Here is a 14,298-nt window from a genome sequence, read left to right as displayed (position 1 = left end):
TGCTGCGCAGCATGATTTTTTTGCTGCACCCGCGTGTTCAGGTACTTTCGGCGGTTGCAAGCCCTGCTGCGCTGCGCCATGCTGCGCGCCTACCGTCACAGAGCGATCGCTTCATGGCTGAGATTCGCATCATCAAGAAGTATCCCAATCGCCGCCTCTACGACACCGAGATCTCCAGTTACATCACCATCGAAGACGTCCGCCAGCTGATCATCGACGGCGAGGAATTCGAAGTCCGCGACGCCAAGACCGGCGAAGACCTCAGCCGCGCAGTCCTGCTGCAGATCATCGCCGACCAGGAACAGGACGGCGAACCGATGCTGTCCACGCAGTTGCTCAGCCAGATCATCCGCTTCTACGGCGACTCGCTGCAGGGCTTCATGGGCAACTACCTGGAGCGCAGCATGCAGGTGTTCCTCGACCAGCAGCAGCAGTTCCGCCAGCAGATGGGCAATCTGCTGGGGCAGACCCCGTGGACCATGATGAACCAGCTCACCGAGCGCAATCTGGAGCTGTGGCAGGAATTCCAGCGCAACCTCGGCGCCGGCTTCGGTCGCCCAGCCGCTGGCGCGGGCACCGGCAAGCCTGGCGAACCGCCGGCGGGCGCCGCACCGAAGTCGCGTCCGCGCTGAGGATTGCGATCTGGTGGGTTCGGCGGGGCGCCTCGCGCCCCTACCCTCACCCCAACCCCTCTCCCGGCGGGAGAGGGGCTCCAGCTTCTCCCTTCTCCCATCGGGACCACGGCCCCCTTTTGGGGGGAAGGTGCCCCGCAGGGGCGGATGAGGGTACGGCCGCACGCCAACCACACGTGCGACGCACCTTCCCGTCAGCGCGAACGCGCCGGCTTGCAGTTCCCGCAGATCCGCTCGACCTTGTAGCCGCGCGCGCGCAGGCCATCGACCACGCCGTCCGGCCCGAGCAGGTGCAGCGCACCCACCACCACCAGAGTGTCGCCGCCACCGTCCTTCAGGCGCTGCTCCAGGCGCGGCAGCCAGGCCTGGTTACGCTCCACGTCGATGCGCTGGTAAAGCCGCGGGTAGTCGCGCTTCATCTGCGCGCCGATCTCCTGCCACAGCTGGCGCTCGTCGCCGCGGCGCCAGGCGTCGTGCAGGCGCAGGGTCTGCGCCGCGCCCTGCTCGGCGTCGTCCAGCGCCTCGGTCAGCATCTGCTTCTGCTCCACCGGGTCCATGCCGTCGAGCAGGTCGATCTGCGCCTGCGCGGTCTCCAGGCCCTCGGCACTCTTGCCGTCCCGCAAGGCCAGTGTCATGAAATGACGATCCAGCCCGGCATCGGCCTCCAGGCCCTGCGCCTTCATGTCGGCGATGCTGATGCTGAGGCCGACGAACCACGGCTCGAAGCCGCTCATCTGCGCCAGCGGCAGGCCGTGGCCGGCGGCATAGCGGCGCAGCCGCTCCCAGGTCGCCGGGTCCAGATCGTCCTGCAGCCGCTTGCCGTCGTGGCGTTGCGCCGCCTGCAGCATCTGCGCACCCAGCTGCGGCGCGTCCACGTCCTTCGGCGCCAGTTCGAACAGCAGCCGCGGCGACGCCGCGTAGGCCGCATCGACTTCGCGCGCCAGCGGATAGTCGTCGGCCTTGAGCATGTGGAACGAGCCCAGCAGGTACAGCGTGCCGCGCGGGCCGCTGACCTTCCACAACAGCGGCGTGGGCGGCACCACCGTGGGCGCTGCGGCGACGGGCGCGACAGGCGCCGCGGCCACCGGCGGCGGCGTGCGGGCCAGTGCCGGCAGCACCAGGCACAGCGACAGGCCCAGCAGCAGGCGGCGCAACAGGCGCGGGAACGGGGTCATCGGCATCCTCGGTTCAATGGGCGGCAGCATAGGCCTTCTCGCCGGCATCCACCGCCAGGTCGAGGCGGTTCTCCGGCGGCGGCAACGGACAGGTGGCGAAGGGGGTGAACGCGCAGGGCGGGTCGTAGGCGCGGTTGAAATCCAGCACCACGCTGCCGTCGGCCGCGGGCGGGTCCACGTCCAGGAAGCGCCCGGCGGGATAGCTGCCGTGACCGCTGGTGCGGTCGGCGAACACCACGAACAGCGGCTGGCCGGGTTCGCCGATCGCCTGCAGGCGGTAGCGCTTGCCGCCGCGCTCGAACTCCAGCGCGCCGGGATTGGGCGATGGCGTGGTGACGCCGATGATGTCGACGATGGGCAGGGTCGTGCCCGGCGGATTGAGCACGAAACGCCCGCGCACGCGCCAGGATTCGGCCAGCGGCCAGTACGGCACGCCGGCGAAACCGAGCCGGGTCGGCGCATCGGCGTGCTTGACTCGCAGCGCATAACGGCCGCCACGTTCGATCAGGCTGAGCTTGCCCTTGCCGTCGTCGAAGTCGATCACCGTCGGCTGCGGATCGTGGTCGCTGTACACGCGGATCCGCCCCTGCACCGGCGCGCCGGCGACGCTGAGGGCGGCGCCGCGCTCGGGGGTCAGGTACACCTCGCGCTGCGCCTGCGACACCAGCGCCATCCGCGCCGGCCCCACCGCCAGGCGGATGCCGCTGTCCGGGCCGCTGCCGATGTAGTGCTCCTTCAATTCCAGCCAGTGCAGGCCGACCAGGCTGGTCCAGCCGTCCGGCGCCCGCAGTTCGCGCTGGCGCTGCGCGCGCCAAGCCTGCTCGTCGGCCACGAACCGTGCGTCCATCGCCTTCGGCGCGGCCGGTGCCGGCGCCTGCTTGCCGCAGCCACTCAAGGCGACGAGCGCCGCCAGCAGCGCCGCCGTCCACATCCGCTTGTCCATCACCGCCCCCGCAGGAACCAACGATCGATCTCGCCCAAGGTGAACCGCGCCCAGGTCGGACGCCCATGATTGCATTGCCCGGAGCGCTCGGTGGCTTCCATGTCGCGCAGCAGTGCGTTCATTTCCGGAATGGTGAGGCGGCGGTTGGCGCGCACCGCGCCGTGGCAGGCCATGGTCGACAGCAACGCATCGCGCGCGCCGGCGACGCGACCGCTATGGCCGTGTTCGCGCAGGTCGGTGAGCACGTCGCGCAGCAAGGCCTCCGGCTCGGCCTGCGCCAGCAGTGCGGGAATGCTGCGCACGTGCAGCGATTGCGGTCCGCTGCGGGTGATCTCGAACCCGAGCGCGGCCAGCGTCTCCGCCTCGCGCTCGGCGGTGTCGGCATCGCGTTCGCCGACTGCCAGGGTGATCGGCACCAGCAGCGGCTGCGCATGCAGGCCGATGCCATCGTGCGCGGTCTTCAAACGCTCGTAGCCGATGCGCTCGTGCGCGGCGTGCATGTCGACCACGATCAGGCCGTCGGCGTTCTCGGCCAGGATGTAGATGCCGTGCAATTGCGCGATGGCGTAGCCGAGCGGCGGCACGCCGCTGTCGGCGGCAGTCGGCGGCAGGCCGCCGGCAGGGTCCTGGGTCTGCCGCGGCAGGCTGGCGGCGCTTCCCGCGTCGGCGGTGGGCGCGTACAGCGCCGCGTACGCTGCAGGCGCCTCTTCCACGCGCAAACCCAACGGCGATTGCGCCGGGCGCCACTGCGCGCCGTAACCGTAGCCCTGCCCTCCACCGCCCGCGCCACCGCCGCCGCTCGGCAGGCCCGCGGGCGCCCAGGCCGCAGTGCCCGCGGCAGGCACCGCGGCCGTCGCTTCGGCACCGAGCGTGCCCGGCAGGCTGCCGGCACGGGTCTGCGCCAGCGCATCCTGCAGCGTGCGGTAGACGAAATCATGGATCAGCCGCGCGTCGCGGAAGCGCACCTCGTGCTTGGCCGGATGCACGTTGACGTCGACCCGCGCCGGCTCCAGTTCCAGGAACAGCACATAGGCCGGCTGGCGGCCATGGAACAGCACGTCGCCGTAGGCCATCTTCACCGCATGGGCGACACTGCGATCGCGCACCGAGCGGCCGTTGACGTAGAGGTATTGCTGATCGGCGCTAGCGCGCGAGTAATGCGGCTGCGCAATCCAGCCATGCAGGCGCAGGCCGGCACCGCTGTGGTCCACGCGCAGCGCCTGCTTTGCGAAGTCTTCGCCCAGGGTCTCGCCCAGGCGCGCGTCCGAGTACAGATCGCCCGGCTTGTAGCGCCGCGACGGCTTGCCGTTGTGCGAGACGCGCAGCTCCACGTCCGGGCGCGCCAGCGCCAGCGAACGCAGCCACTCCTCGATGTGGCCCAGTTCGGTGCGTTCGGCGCGCAGGAACTTGCGCCGCGCCGGCACGTTGTAGAACAGCTCGCGGACCTCGACCAGGGTGCCCGGCGGCAATGCGCGAGGCTGCACCTCGCCGACTTTGCCGCCTTCGACTTGCAGCGCCGCACCGTGTTCGTCGCCGGCACGGCGCGAGGCCAGGGTGAAGCGGCTGACCGAGGCGATCGACGGCAACGCTTCGCCACGGAACCCGAGCGTGCCCACCGATTCCAGGTCGTCCAGCGAGGCGATCTTGCTGGTCGCGTGCCGCGAGATGGCCAGCGGCAGTTCCTCGGGCGCGATGCCGCCGCCGTCGTCGCGGATGCGGATCAGGCGCACGCCGCCTTCTTCCAGATCGATGTCGACGCGGTGCGCACCGGCGTCCAGCGCGTTCTCCACCAGTTCCTTGACGACAGAGGCCGGACGCTCGACCACTTCGCCGGCGGCGATCTGGTTGATCAGGATCTCGGGCAGCTGACGGATGCTCATGCCGTCCTCGCTCCACGCGCATACAGACGCGCGCCGGTCGTGGCGACAGGACGAAAACGACAGCAGAAGAAGAACATCGGCACGGCTCGCGGCGCGGACGCCGTCATCGAGGATCAGCCGTTAATGATAGCGCCTCAGCGGCTGCCGCCGGCCACGGTGCTGGCCGCTTCCGCCTCGGCCTGCGCGCGCGCGGCAAACAGCGTGCCCGGCGGCGGCTGCCGCGTGAAGAAGGTGCTGACGCCATCGAGCACGGCACCAGCGATGCGGCGCTGGTAGGCCGGATCGGTCAGCCGGCGTTCTTCGTCGGGGTTGGAGATGAAGGCGGTCTCGACCAGCATCGCCGGCATGTCCGAGGTGCGCAGCACCGCGAAGTTCGCGCGCTCGATCTCGGGCTTGTGGTTGTTGCCGATCCGCTTGAGTCCGCCCAGCACTTGCTCGGCCGCATCTTCGGAGGACTTCATGTGGCCGCTCTGGGCCAGGTCCAGCAACACGTTGGCCAGGGTGCTGTCGGTCTTCTGCAGGCGCACGCCACCGATCAGGTCGGCAGCGTTTTCCTTGTCGGCCAGCCAGCGCGCGCGCTGCGAGGACGCGCCCTTGGTCGACAGCACATAGACCGAGGAACCGGTCGCGCTGCGGTTCTCGGCCGCGTCGGCGTGGATCGAAATGAAGATGTCGGCCTTGGCCGCACGCGCCTTCTGCGCGCGCATCGGCAGAGGAATGAACACGTCGGTGGTGCGGGTCATGTAGGCCTTCATGCCCGGCGTGGCGTTGATCTGGCGCGCCAGTTCGCGGCCGATCGCCAGGGTCACGTCCTTCTCGTGCTTGCCGGTCGGACCGCTGGCGCCGGGGTCCTGGCCGCCATGGCCGGGATCGATGGCCACGATCAGCGGACGCATGCCGGGCGCCATCTTCACCCGCGAGGCCGCGCTCGGCATCACCGGCCGTGCTTCGGCGGCAGCAGCCACCGCCGCATCGTCGTCCGCGTCGTCACGCTCGGACGGCGCGTTCGCCGGCGGCGCGACTGTCGCAGGCGCCGGCGTCGGCACAACGCCGGGCACAGGTCGGCCGGCCACCGCGGCAGCAACGCTCGGCGCAGAGGCAACGACGGTCGGGGCTGGCGTGGGCGCGGCGGGCGGCGGCACCGGGGTCGGCGCCGGCTGGCTGGCACGCTGCACCACCGACGAGGTCAGTGCCGCGGTCGCGCGTGCGGCTTCGGCGCGCGCATCCACTACCGGCTTGGGCGCTGCGACAGGCGCGGCCTGCGGCAGCGGAGCCACGGCTGCCGGCGCGTCGGCGGCGACCGCCTTGCCCGCCGGTGCCTCGCCCGGCCACTCGATCACCAGCACCGAACTGCCGCCGATGGTCTGCATCTGCGGCTTGAACGCCACCACCGAACTGCTCAGGTCGAAGACGATGCGCAAGGTGCCCGGCACCGGATGGCCGGTGCGCACTGCGCTGACCACGCCGCCGCCGGCCGGCAGCTTCAGGCCCTTGGCAGCGGAGGAATCGGGAAGATCGACGACCAGGCGATTGGGATTGGCCAGCGACAGCGTGCTGAAGCCACCGCTGCCCTGCAGACGGATCTCGGCGCGGGTGCCGGTGGCGCCGTTGTCGAGCGAGACCGACTGCACCTGCCCGGCAAACGCCGTCTGCGCCGCCAGGCACCAGCCTGCGGCAGCGGCGAAACTGGCGAAAAAACGGGTCCCCGGGCGCATAACGCGATTCAAACATCGCCGGGAGTCAAAGGCAAGCGGTTTTCCCTTAATAATCCATAACCTGCCTTCACTTTCTAGCGTCAGCCGGCAAAAAGTCCCTGCAAGTCGGCCTGCTGGGCCAGCTGCGCCAGCCAGGCGGTCCCCACATCGGTACGTGCCTGCAGGGCGACACGACGCCCGTCGCCGTGCACCGCCAGGCACACGTCCAGATCGGCGGGCGCCAGCACGTCGCCGCCGCGCTCGGGCCATTCCACCAGCCACAGCGTGGCCCCGCCCTCGTCCAGTCCGAGGAAATCCAGCTCGCCCGCCACGCCGATGCGGTATAGATCCAGGTGCCAGGCCTCGCCATCGGCCAGCGGGTAGCGCTCCACCAGGGTGTAGGTAGGGCTGCGGATCGCGCCCTGCACCCCGAGCGCGCGCAGCAGCGCCCGTGCCAGGGTCGATTTGCCGGCACCCAGATCCCCGTGCAGATGCACCGCGGCCTGCGCCGGGCGGGTCGCGGCCAGCACGCGGCCGAGGCGCTCGGTGGCCTCGCTGTCGGGCAGGAACAAGCTGAGGCTCATGGTTCGGATTCCGGATTGGACAGGCGCCGCAGCGCCGGCAACAGGTCGGTGGGCAGCAGGCCGCGCTGGCCGTCGGCGGCCGCGCGATCGCCGGCGCCGGCATGCAGCAGCGCGCCGACGCTGGCCGCCTCGAACGCCGGCAACCCTTGCGCGCGCAGCGCCGCGATCACCCCGGTCAACAGATCGCCCATGCCGCCGACCGCCATGCCCGGATTGCCGGCGGCGATTACCCGCGGCGTCTGCCCGGGCGCGGCGACCAAGCTGCCGGCCCCCTTCAGCACAATCGTCGCCTGATAGCGTTCGGCCAAGGCCGCAGCGGCCGCGAAGCGATCGCGCTGCACCTCGGCGGTGGCGATGCCGAGCAGGCGCCCGGCCTCGCCGGGATGCGGGGTCAGTACCGCCTGCGGGACGGGCCGCGGCGCCTGCGCAAGCAGGTTCAATGCATCGGCGTCCAGGATCAGCGCGCGATCCTCATCGGCCAGGACCGTCTGCCACAGCGCCTGCGCCCAGGCGTCCTGGCCAAGCCCGGGACCGAGCGCAACCACGCTGGCCTTGCGCAGCAACGGCGCCAGCGCCGCCGCCTCGTCGACCGCATGCGCCATCGCCTCCGGGCAGCGCGCCAGCAGCGGTGCCACGTGCGCGCTGCGGGTCGCCACGCTGACCAGGCCGGCGCCGCTGCGCAGGGCCGATTCGGCGCTGAGCATCACCGCCCCGCCGCTGCCGAGGTTGCCGCCGACGCACAGCACATGCCCGGAATCGCCCTTGTGGCTGTCCTGCCGGCGGGGCGCCAGGCGATTGCGCAAGGCGCCGACGGTCCAGGCCTGCGCGCGCGGCGCGCAACCGGCGAACGCAGCGAGCGGCACCTCCAGCGCGGCCAGCGCGCGCTCGCCGACATGGTTCAAGGCCGCACCGGTATGCAGGCCGGCATGGGCGACGATGAACTGCAAGGTCAGCGTCGCCGGCAGGACTGCGCCGGGCACGCTGCCGGTTTCGGCGTCCACGCCGCTGGGCACATCCAGCGCCAGTACCGGCGCGCCAAGTCCTCCCAGCGCGCCGAGCAGCGCCGCCAGTTCGGCGTCCGGCGCGCGATTGAGGCCGATGCCCAGCAGCGCATCGACCACCACGTCGGCCGGCGCCAGTGCCGCGTCGAACTCCTCGATGCGACCGCCGACGCCGATGTAGTCGGTGCAGGCGCGCTGCGCCAGCGGCGATTGCGGGCCGCGCCCGGACAACTGCAGCACACGCACCTGGCGCCCGGCGCGATGCGCCAGCCGCGCCAGCACGTAGCCATCGCCACCGTTGTTGCCGCTGCCGCAGGCCACCAGGATGCGCTGCGCCTGCGGCCAGCGCTGCAGCAGCGTCTGCCACGCGGCCTGGCCGGCGCGCTGCATCAGCGCATAGCCGTCGCCGCCCAGCAGCGCGGTGGCCTGCGCATCGATGCGGCGCGCGTCCGCGGTGGCATAGAGATCGAAGCAGTCGTACATGCACGGGATTCTATACTTGCGCGATGTCCGCCCGCCTCGACATCGCCGATCCCCACACCGCCGCCGCGCGCATCCGCGCGCTGGCACGCACGTTCGGCTTCCAGCGCTGCGGTATCGCCGGCATCGAACTGCAGCAGGACGAGGCGCATCTGCGCGACTGGCTGGAACAGGGCCTGTACGGCACGATGCACTGGATGGCCCAGCACGGCGACAAGCGTTCCCGCCCGGCGGAGCTGATCCCCGGCACATTGCGGGTGATCTCGGTGGGCCTGGACTACGGCCGCAACGACGACGATTCGGCCTGGGACACGCTGCGCGACGGCGAGCGCGCCTACGTCGCGCGCTATGCGCTGGGCCGCGACTACCACAAGCTGATGCGCAACCGTCTGCAGAAGCTGGCCGAGCGCATCCAGGACGAGATCGGCCCGTTCGGCCACCGCGTGTTCGTCGATTCGGCGCCGGTGCTCGAACGCGCCCTGGCGCGCGACGCCGGCCTGGGCTGGATCGGCAAGCACACCTGCCTGATCGACCGCAACGGCGGCTCCTGGTTCTTCCTCGGCGAGATCTACGTCGATCTGCCGCTGCCGATCGACCCGCCGGCCAGCGCCCACTGCGGCACCTGCACGCGCTGCATCGACGTCTGCCCCACCCAGGCGATCGTCGCGCCGTACCGACTCGATGCGCGCCGCTGCATCGCCTACCTCACCATCGAACACGACGGCGCGATTCCCGAGGAACTGCGCGCGGCGATCGGCAACCGCATCTTCGGCTGCGACGACTGCCAGCTGATCTGCCCCTGGAACAAGTTCGCCAAGCGCAGCGACGAGCCGGACTTCCGCGCGCGCAACGACCTGGACAAGGCCACGCTGGCGCAGTTGTTCGCCTGGGAGGAAGACGAGTTCCTGCGCCGTACCGAAGGCAGCGCGATCCGCCGCAGCGGCCACGAACGCTGGCTGCGCAATATCGCCGTAGCGCTGGGCAACGCCCCGACCACGCCGCAGGTGCTGGCCGCGCTAGGCGCGCGCGCGCAGCATCCCTCGCCGCTGGTGCGCGAGCACGTGCAATGGGCGCTGGCCCGGCATGCAGCCAAGTCGACGCAGCCGGCCACAGCTGCCGACGTGCGAGGATAGGCGCCCGTACGCCCTGCACTGCCCGCATGTCCGATCGCGCCGACCAGATCCTCAGCCCCAGCCAGCTCAACACGCTGGCCCGCGACCTGCTGGAGAGCACCTTTCCGCTGGCCTGGGTGGAAGGCGAACTGGGCAACGTCACCCGCCCCTCGTCCGGCCACCTCTATTTCACCCTGAAGGATGCGCGCGCGCAGGTGCGCTGCGCGATGTTCAAGCCCAAGAGCCAATGGCTGCGGTTCGTGCCGCGCGAAGGCCTGCGGGTGCTGGCGCGCGGGCGCCTGACCCTGTACGAAGCGCGCGGCGACTACCAGTTGGTGCTGGACCATCTGGAGGAAGCCGGCGAAGGCGCTTTGCGCCGGGCGTTCGAGGAGCTCAAGGCCCGGCTCGCCGCCGAAGGCCTGTTCGCCAGCGAGCGCAAGCGCGCCCTGCCCGGCTTCGTGCGGCGCCTGGCGGTCATCACCTCGCCCAGCGGCGCCGCGGTGCGCGACGTGTTGAGCGTGCTCGGCCGGCGCATGCCGCTGCTGCAGGTGGACATCCTGCCGAGCCTGGTCCAGGGCGACAGCGCCGCGGCGCAGATCGCCACGTTGCTGCGCCAGGCAGACGCCAGCGGCCGCTACGACGCGATCCTGCTGACCCGCGGCGGCGGTTCGCTCGAGGACCTGTGGGCGTTCAACGACGAACACCTGGCACGCACCATCGCCGCGGCAGTCACCCCGGTGGTGTCGGCCGTCGGCCACGAGACCGACGTGACCCTGGCCGATTTCGCCGCCGACCTGCGCGCGCCCACCCCGTCGGTCGCCGCCGAATTGCTGGTGCCCGATCAGCGCGATCTCGGCGCGCGCCTGCGCTCCCAGCATGCCGCGTTGCTGCGCTGGCAGCAGCACCGGCTGCGGCAAGCGCAGCAACGCGCCGACCGCGCCCTGCTGCGCCTGCAGGCGCAGAGCCCGCAGGTGCGCCTGCAGTTGCTGCAGCGCCGCCAGCACGAGATCGGACGGCGGCTGGCGGCGGTATGGCGGCAACAGCAGGAACGCCGGCATGCCCAGTTGCGCCATGCCGCCGCGGTGCTGCGCGCCGCGCAGCCGCAACGGCGGCTGGCGATGCTGCGGGTGCGCCTGCTGGCGCTGGGCCGACGTCCGCAGGCGGCGATGGCGCGGCAACTGCAGACCGATGCGCAGCGCCTGCGCGCACTGGCGCGTGCACTGGAGACGGTCAGCCCGCTGGCCACCGTGGCGCGCGGCTACAGCATCCTGACCCGCGTCGACGACGGCAGCGTGGTGCGCTCGGCCGCTCAGGTCGCCCCCGGCGATCGGCTGCGCGCACGCCTGGCCGACGGTGAACTGCAACTGCGTGCCGAGCGCGAAGAGTGACCCGTCCACCCGCATCGCCTCGCCGCCCATGACCGACAGCATTCACGAAGGAAGGATCAAGGCGATCCTGCAGGGCATGCGTCGCGCCGAACGGCGCCGGGCCGAGCGGCGCGCCGACAGCAGCGACCTGCTGTCGCTGATCGACGGCGCCGCCTATGGCGCACCGGAGGATGCGCAACGCGCACTCGCCTGGCTGGCGCATGACGGCACCCTGGAGCATCTGAACCAGGCCGACCTGCACAATGTCGGCGACACCATCTGCGTGGCCTGGAACGGCTGCGGCAGCGATCTGGCGACGCTGTCGCAATGGCTGCGGGAGGTGCGCCTGGTCGATGGCCGCAACGCCCTGCAGGCGCTGCGCGACGGCGACAGCGCAGACCTGCTGGCCGCGGCACTGACGGCATTTCCCGGCTGACGCCGAGCGGTTGCAGCATCCGTCCCACAGGGTGGCCTGCGACGCGTCACCCGGCATGCACGATGCACTGCCAGACAGCAGGCGCCAAGGCACATCTTCCAGGGCGCCAGCCACCGCCGGCGGAAGCAGCCGGCCACAGCGAACTGCAAGTCGCTGCCCCAAGCGTCGTACAGCGCGCGGCAAAGTCCCAGCGATGGCCCAATCCTCAGCGCCTGTCGCCCATGTGACACCGATCCGCCCGCAACGACGCGCCGGCAGCGCCCACTCAGTCCAGCGGCGCGACCACCAGCAGCGGGTCGAGGTCGTACCCCATCGCCACCGCCTTGGCCTTGATGCCCTCGAACACGCTGCGCTGCATGCGCGGCGAGCGGGACAGCACCCACAGGTACTTGCGTCCGGGTTCGCCGATCAGCGCCCATTGATAATCCGGGTCGAGCGCGATCACCCAGTAGTCGGCCCACACCATCGGCAGCCAGGCCAGCCAATCCGGCGCGAAGCGCACCTGCAGCCGCCCGGGATGGCCCTCCACCCGCCGGGCCACACCGTCGGCCGCCAGCGTGTCGCCGCTGGCGGTGCGGCAGGCGTTGCGCACGCCGACCTGACCGTCGTCGCGCAGCACATAGGCCGCGGTGACGTCGCCGACGCATTTCTTCTGGAAGGAAACCGGCAGATGCGCGATCTCGTGCCATTGCCCGGCATAACGGCCGAGATCGAACGCGGCGACCGAGCTCACCGGCTGTGCGGCGCGCAGCGGCGGTGCGAGGCACAACAGGCACGCCAGCAACAGCAGCGCGATCGGCGAAAGACGCATGCGCAGGTTCCGATGGACGGGAAGCAGCAGCTTATGCAGGAGCGGCGCAGTGATGTAAAGCGCTGCGCGGGACGCCGGCCGTCATGGCGCGGCGGTCAGTTGCTCAGATCGGCCATGGAGCGCTGGTCCGGCCGACTGGCGCACTGCACCGGCTCGCGCAGCACCACGCGCTCGACCACCCCGTCGCGCCGCTGCAGGTAGGTATTGACCATCACGCACTCGGAACCGACCTGTTCGATGTAGGGCGCATCGGCACCGGGACCGCCCTGCTCGCCCGCATGCTCGGTCCGGTCGGAAGGGGCTGCCACGGCGTTGCCGGCCATGGCCAACAGCAGGGCCACGCCGCCACATCTCCGTCCGAATCCGCTGGTCATTGGCAGGTTCCCCCGATTGCCCGTGCCTATGATTACGACAGGCAGCGCCATTGATTGAGCGGAAGATCCCGAAAAACCGTGAACTGGGCGCAGTTGTCTACGGACGTGGACACACCTTCTTCACACCCGATCAGGGCAAAGGACCGTCGCAACAGGCCTCGCGCATGCGGAAATCTGCACAGCGCGGGAGATCGGCCCGGACGCCGAATGGCGACGCCGTACGCCACCTTCGACGACGGCGACCAAGGCAGCACAACACACCGCCAAGGCATGCAGATGCCGCAAACCCTCGCGGCAAAAGAAAAGGGCCTGCATTGCTGCAAGCCCTGAAAGAATGGTGGCCGAGGACGGAATCGAACCGCCGACACGGGGATTTTCAATCCCCTGCTCTACCAACTGAGCTACTCGGCCACTGCGCAACGCGGCAGGACCGGTGCGAGGACGCGCATCATAGCGAGGTGATCGGGATTGGGCAAGCGCAATGTTGCAGAATTTTCCTACCGACCGCCGCGGCCTGCGCCGACTGCGTCCGATCCGAGGGGGCGCGATGCTGGACACGTCCTCGGCATCCGGCCGGCGCACGGCAGGGACGCCTTGGTGATGGCCGCCGGCCGGATCGCCGAGGACACCGACCGGACGCCCGACCAGCCGCGGTCATTCCGCCGTACCTGAACGTCCGCAGGCACGTGCGGGTCAGCCTGGATGATCTGGTGGGTCGCTGCGCCAAGGGCGATCGGAGAAGCAGCAACGGAGGTGGATGACATAACGGAACGGAGTAATGGCCGGCCCACAGGCCGGCCGCATGCCGGATTGAGGGCTGACGGCAGATGGCACGACGTGGACGACGCCATCGCGCAGCTAGGTTGGGCGGGCCTGCCATTCCAGTGGCGGAAGCGCTCGACACCAAGCGAAGGCGCCAATAGAGCGTGTCCGCTGTCCGCCTTGCGTCACGTCACGCCACGCGCGCGACCGCCGGCATGCCGCCAGCTTCCGCAGCCCGCGCAGTCCGGGGGAGGCTCGCCATCGCTGCGCCACCACGGCAGACAGGGGTGTGGTGTAGTCTTCGCCGGTCTTCCTTTCCGTGGATTCCGCCCATGCGTCACCCGCTCCGCCTCGGCTTGCTCGTGTTGTGCACCGCGTTGCTCGGCGCCTGCAGCGACGGCATCGTGCGGCGTGTGTCGGACCCGGCCGCCAGCGTGCAGCAACTGACGGTCAACATGGACGGCAGTTGGAAGGTGGAACTGCGCCTGCAGAACTACAGCAGCATTCCGATGCGCTACGACACCCTGCGCCTGGACCTGGGGGTGGGCGGCGAAGCGGCCGGCAGCCTGCAGGCCGCACCTGGCATTTCGATCGGTCCGGAGACGGCGGACGTGGTGAGTGTCGCGCTGAAGCCCAGCTCGAGCGCGCGCATGGCCGTCGCCGATGCCCTGGCCGGCCGCCGCAGCCTGGAGTACACCCTGAAGGGCAGCATCGCCGCGACGCCCGAGGACAAGAAGCAGCGCAGCTTCGAGATCGACACCCGCAACATGCTCTCGCCCGCGCCCGGCCTGGACGGCGTGCTGCGTTGACCCGGCGGTGGCGCTGAGGCGCCACCTGTCCCCCTGGCTCTAACGCGACGTCCCGGCTTCCGGGGCGCGAAACGCGCCTGCGCGTCGACCTGCGCTTCACCGGACACAGGCGCTGCCTCGACCTGCCGCGCGGCACGCTAACGCACTGCGCCCTCGGCGCAGGCCTGTCCGCGCGTTTTTCCTGAGACACACCTCCTCCAGCGGGCCGCGTTCAGCCGGCGTTACCGCAAAATTAATA

The 14,298-nt window shown here is 70.6% G+C and carries 14 protein-coding genes and 1 tRNA gene; 6 read left to right on the top strand and 9 right to left on the bottom strand.

Annotated elements, in window-relative coordinates:
* Positions 1 to 113: 113 nt before the first annotated feature.
* The gene (phaR, locus tag SLW55_RS19590) at positions 114 to 632 is read left to right on the top strand and encodes a polyhydroxyalkanoate synthesis repressor PhaR (RefSeq protein WP_017909334.1); all 519 of its coding nucleotides are present in this window, start codon (positions 114 to 116) and stop codon (positions 630 to 632) included.
* Positions 633 to 826: 194 nt separating this feature from the next.
* Here the strand turns inward: phaR and SLW55_RS19585 are convergent, their stop codons facing one another.
* The 6 genes from SLW55_RS19585 to SLW55_RS19560 all read right to left on the bottom strand — a co-directional run bounded on the left by SLW55_RS19585 (position 827) and on the right by SLW55_RS19560 (position 8,392).
* Positions 827 to 1,807, bottom strand: a complete 981-nt coding sequence (locus tag SLW55_RS19585) for a TraB/GumN family protein (RefSeq protein ID WP_320745590.1) — start codon at positions 1,805 to 1,807, stop codon at positions 827 to 829.
* Between the two features lie 13 nt (positions 1,808 to 1,820).
* Entirely contained in the window at positions 1,821 to 2,750 is a 930-nt protein-coding gene (locus SLW55_RS19580) for a DUF1684 domain-containing protein (RefSeq protein ID WP_320745589.1), read from the bottom strand.
* Positions 2,750 to 4,630, bottom strand: coding sequence for a DNA mismatch repair endonuclease MutL (gene mutL / locus SLW55_RS19575; RefSeq protein WP_320745588.1), 1,881 nt, complete (start codon positions 4,628 to 4,630; stop codon positions 2,750 to 2,752). The genes SLW55_RS19580 and mutL overlap by 1 nt, the downstream gene beginning before the upstream one ends.
* Positions 4,631 to 4,764: 134 nt before the next feature.
* Positions 4,765 to 6,345, bottom strand: a complete 1,581-nt coding sequence (locus SLW55_RS19570; protein ID WP_267104545.1) for an N-acetylmuramoyl-L-alanine amidase — start codon at positions 6,343 to 6,345, stop codon at positions 4,765 to 4,767.
* Positions 6,346 to 6,425: 80 nt separating this feature from the next.
* Positions 6,426 to 6,908 (bottom strand): tRNA (adenosine(37)-N6)-threonylcarbamoyltransferase complex ATPase subunit type 1 TsaE, encoded by a 483-nt coding sequence (gene tsaE / locus SLW55_RS19565; RefSeq protein ID WP_320745587.1) that lies wholly within the window; start codon positions 6,906 to 6,908, stop codon positions 6,426 to 6,428.
* Positions 6,905 to 8,392, bottom strand: coding sequence for an NAD(P)H-hydrate dehydratase (locus SLW55_RS19560; RefSeq protein ID WP_320745586.1), 1,488 nt, complete (start codon positions 8,390 to 8,392; stop codon positions 6,905 to 6,907). The genes tsaE and SLW55_RS19560 overlap by 4 nt, the downstream gene beginning before the upstream one ends.
* 23 nt (positions 8,393 to 8,415) lie before the next feature.
* On the opposite strand from SLW55_RS19560, the gene queG reads away from it, so the two are divergent.
* The 3 genes from queG to SLW55_RS19545 are packed head-to-tail and all read left to right on the top strand — an operon-like array spanning position 8,416 to position 11,304.
* Positions 8,416 to 9,522 (top strand): tRNA epoxyqueuosine(34) reductase QueG, encoded by a 1,107-nt coding sequence (gene queG, locus SLW55_RS19555; RefSeq protein WP_320745585.1) that lies wholly within the window; start codon positions 8,416 to 8,418, stop codon positions 9,520 to 9,522.
* 26 nt (positions 9,523 to 9,548) lie between these two features.
* On the top strand, positions 9,549 to 10,889 hold the full coding sequence (gene xseA / locus SLW55_RS19550; protein ID WP_320745584.1) for an exodeoxyribonuclease VII large subunit: 1,341 nt from the start codon (positions 9,549 to 9,551) through the stop codon (positions 10,887 to 10,889).
* A 28-nt stretch (positions 10,890 to 10,917) separates the two neighbouring features.
* Positions 10,918 to 11,304, top strand: coding sequence for a hypothetical protein (locus SLW55_RS19545; protein WP_320745583.1), 387 nt, complete (start codon positions 10,918 to 10,920; stop codon positions 11,302 to 11,304).
* A gap of 265 nt (positions 11,305 to 11,569) precedes the next feature.
* Here SLW55_RS19545 and SLW55_RS19540 read toward each other — a convergent pair whose 3' ends face one another.
* A complete protein-coding gene (locus tag SLW55_RS19540; RefSeq protein ID WP_043092287.1) occupies positions 11,570 to 12,115 on the bottom strand; it encodes a lipocalin family protein in 546 nt (181 codons plus the stop codon).
* A 95-nt stretch (positions 12,116 to 12,210) separates the two neighbouring features.
* The gene (locus tag SLW55_RS19535; protein ID WP_152235989.1) at positions 12,211 to 12,456 is read right to left on the bottom strand and encodes a hypothetical protein; all 246 of its coding nucleotides are present in this window, start codon (positions 12,454 to 12,456) and stop codon (positions 12,211 to 12,213) included.
* Positions 12,457 to 12,696: 240 nt separating this feature from the next.
* Here SLW55_RS19535 and SLW55_RS19530 point away from each other — a divergent pair, with 240 nt between their 5' ends.
* Positions 12,697 to 12,819 (top strand): hypothetical protein, encoded by a 123-nt coding sequence (locus SLW55_RS19530; RefSeq protein WP_267103857.1) that lies wholly within the window; start codon positions 12,697 to 12,699, stop codon positions 12,817 to 12,819.
* Between the two features lie 5 nt (positions 12,820 to 12,824).
* Here the strand turns inward: SLW55_RS19530 and SLW55_RS19525 are convergent.
* Positions 12,825 to 12,900 (bottom strand) — tRNA-Phe (locus SLW55_RS19525).
* A 683-nt stretch (positions 12,901 to 13,583) separates the two neighbouring features.
* Here SLW55_RS19525 and SLW55_RS19520 point away from each other — a divergent pair.
* Positions 13,584 to 14,060 (top strand): LEA type 2 family protein, encoded by a 477-nt coding sequence (locus tag SLW55_RS19520; RefSeq protein ID WP_320745582.1) that lies wholly within the window; start codon positions 13,584 to 13,586, stop codon positions 14,058 to 14,060.
* Positions 14,061 to 14,298 lie beyond the last annotated feature (238 nt).

It is taken from the genome of Xanthomonas sp. LF06-19 (genome assembly GCF_034105425.1).
In the GTDB taxonomy this organism is placed as follows: Bacteria; Pseudomonadota; Gammaproteobacteria; order Xanthomonadales; family Xanthomonadaceae; genus Xanthomonas_A; species Xanthomonas_A sontii.
Note: the sequence above shows the minus strand (reverse complement) of the source record. Positions and strands in the feature narration are given on the sequence as shown.

What these genes read in the sequence shown, in the direction of transcription:
- phaR (WP_017909334.1), top strand. Translation starts at nt 114, where the DNA reads ATGGCTGAGATTCGCATCATCAAGAAGTATCCCAATCGCCGCCTCTAC.
- SLW55_RS19585 (WP_320745590.1), bottom strand. Translation starts at nt 1,807, where the DNA reads ATGACCCCGTTCCCGCGCCTGTTGCGCCGCCTGCTGCTGGGCCTGTCG.
- SLW55_RS19580 (WP_320745589.1), bottom strand. Translation starts at nt 2,750, where the DNA reads ATGGACAAGCGGATGTGGACGGCGGCGCTGCTGGCGGCGCTCGTCGCC.
- mutL (WP_320745588.1), bottom strand. Translation starts at nt 4,630, where the DNA reads ATGAGCATCCGTCAGCTGCCCGAGATCCTGATCAACCAGATCGCCGCC.
- SLW55_RS19570 (WP_267104545.1), bottom strand. Translation starts at nt 6,345, where the DNA reads ATGCGCCCGGGGACCCGTTTTTTCGCCAGTTTCGCCGCTGCCGCAGGC.
- tsaE (WP_320745587.1), bottom strand. Translation starts at nt 6,908, where the DNA reads ATGAGCCTCAGCTTGTTCCTGCCCGACAGCGAGGCCACCGAGCGCCTC.
- SLW55_RS19560 (WP_320745586.1), bottom strand. Translation starts at nt 8,392, where the DNA reads ATGTACGACTGCTTCGATCTCTATGCCACCGCGGACGCGCGCCGCATC.
- queG (WP_320745585.1), top strand. Translation starts at nt 8,416, where the DNA reads ATGTCCGCCCGCCTCGACATCGCCGATCCCCACACCGCCGCCGCGCGC.
- xseA (WP_320745584.1), top strand. Translation starts at nt 9,549, where the DNA reads ATGTCCGATCGCGCCGACCAGATCCTCAGCCCCAGCCAGCTCAACACG.
- SLW55_RS19545 (WP_320745583.1), top strand. Translation starts at nt 10,918, where the DNA reads ATGACCGACAGCATTCACGAAGGAAGGATCAAGGCGATCCTGCAGGGC.
- SLW55_RS19540 (WP_043092287.1), bottom strand. Translation starts at nt 12,115, where the DNA reads ATGCGTCTTTCGCCGATCGCGCTGCTGTTGCTGGCGTGCCTGTTGTGC.
- SLW55_RS19530 (WP_267103857.1), top strand. Translation starts at nt 12,697, where the DNA reads ATGGCGACGCCGTACGCCACCTTCGACGACGGCGACCAAGGCAGCACA.
- SLW55_RS19520 (WP_320745582.1), top strand. Translation starts at nt 13,584, where the DNA reads ATGCGTCACCCGCTCCGCCTCGGCTTGCTCGTGTTGTGCACCGCGTTG.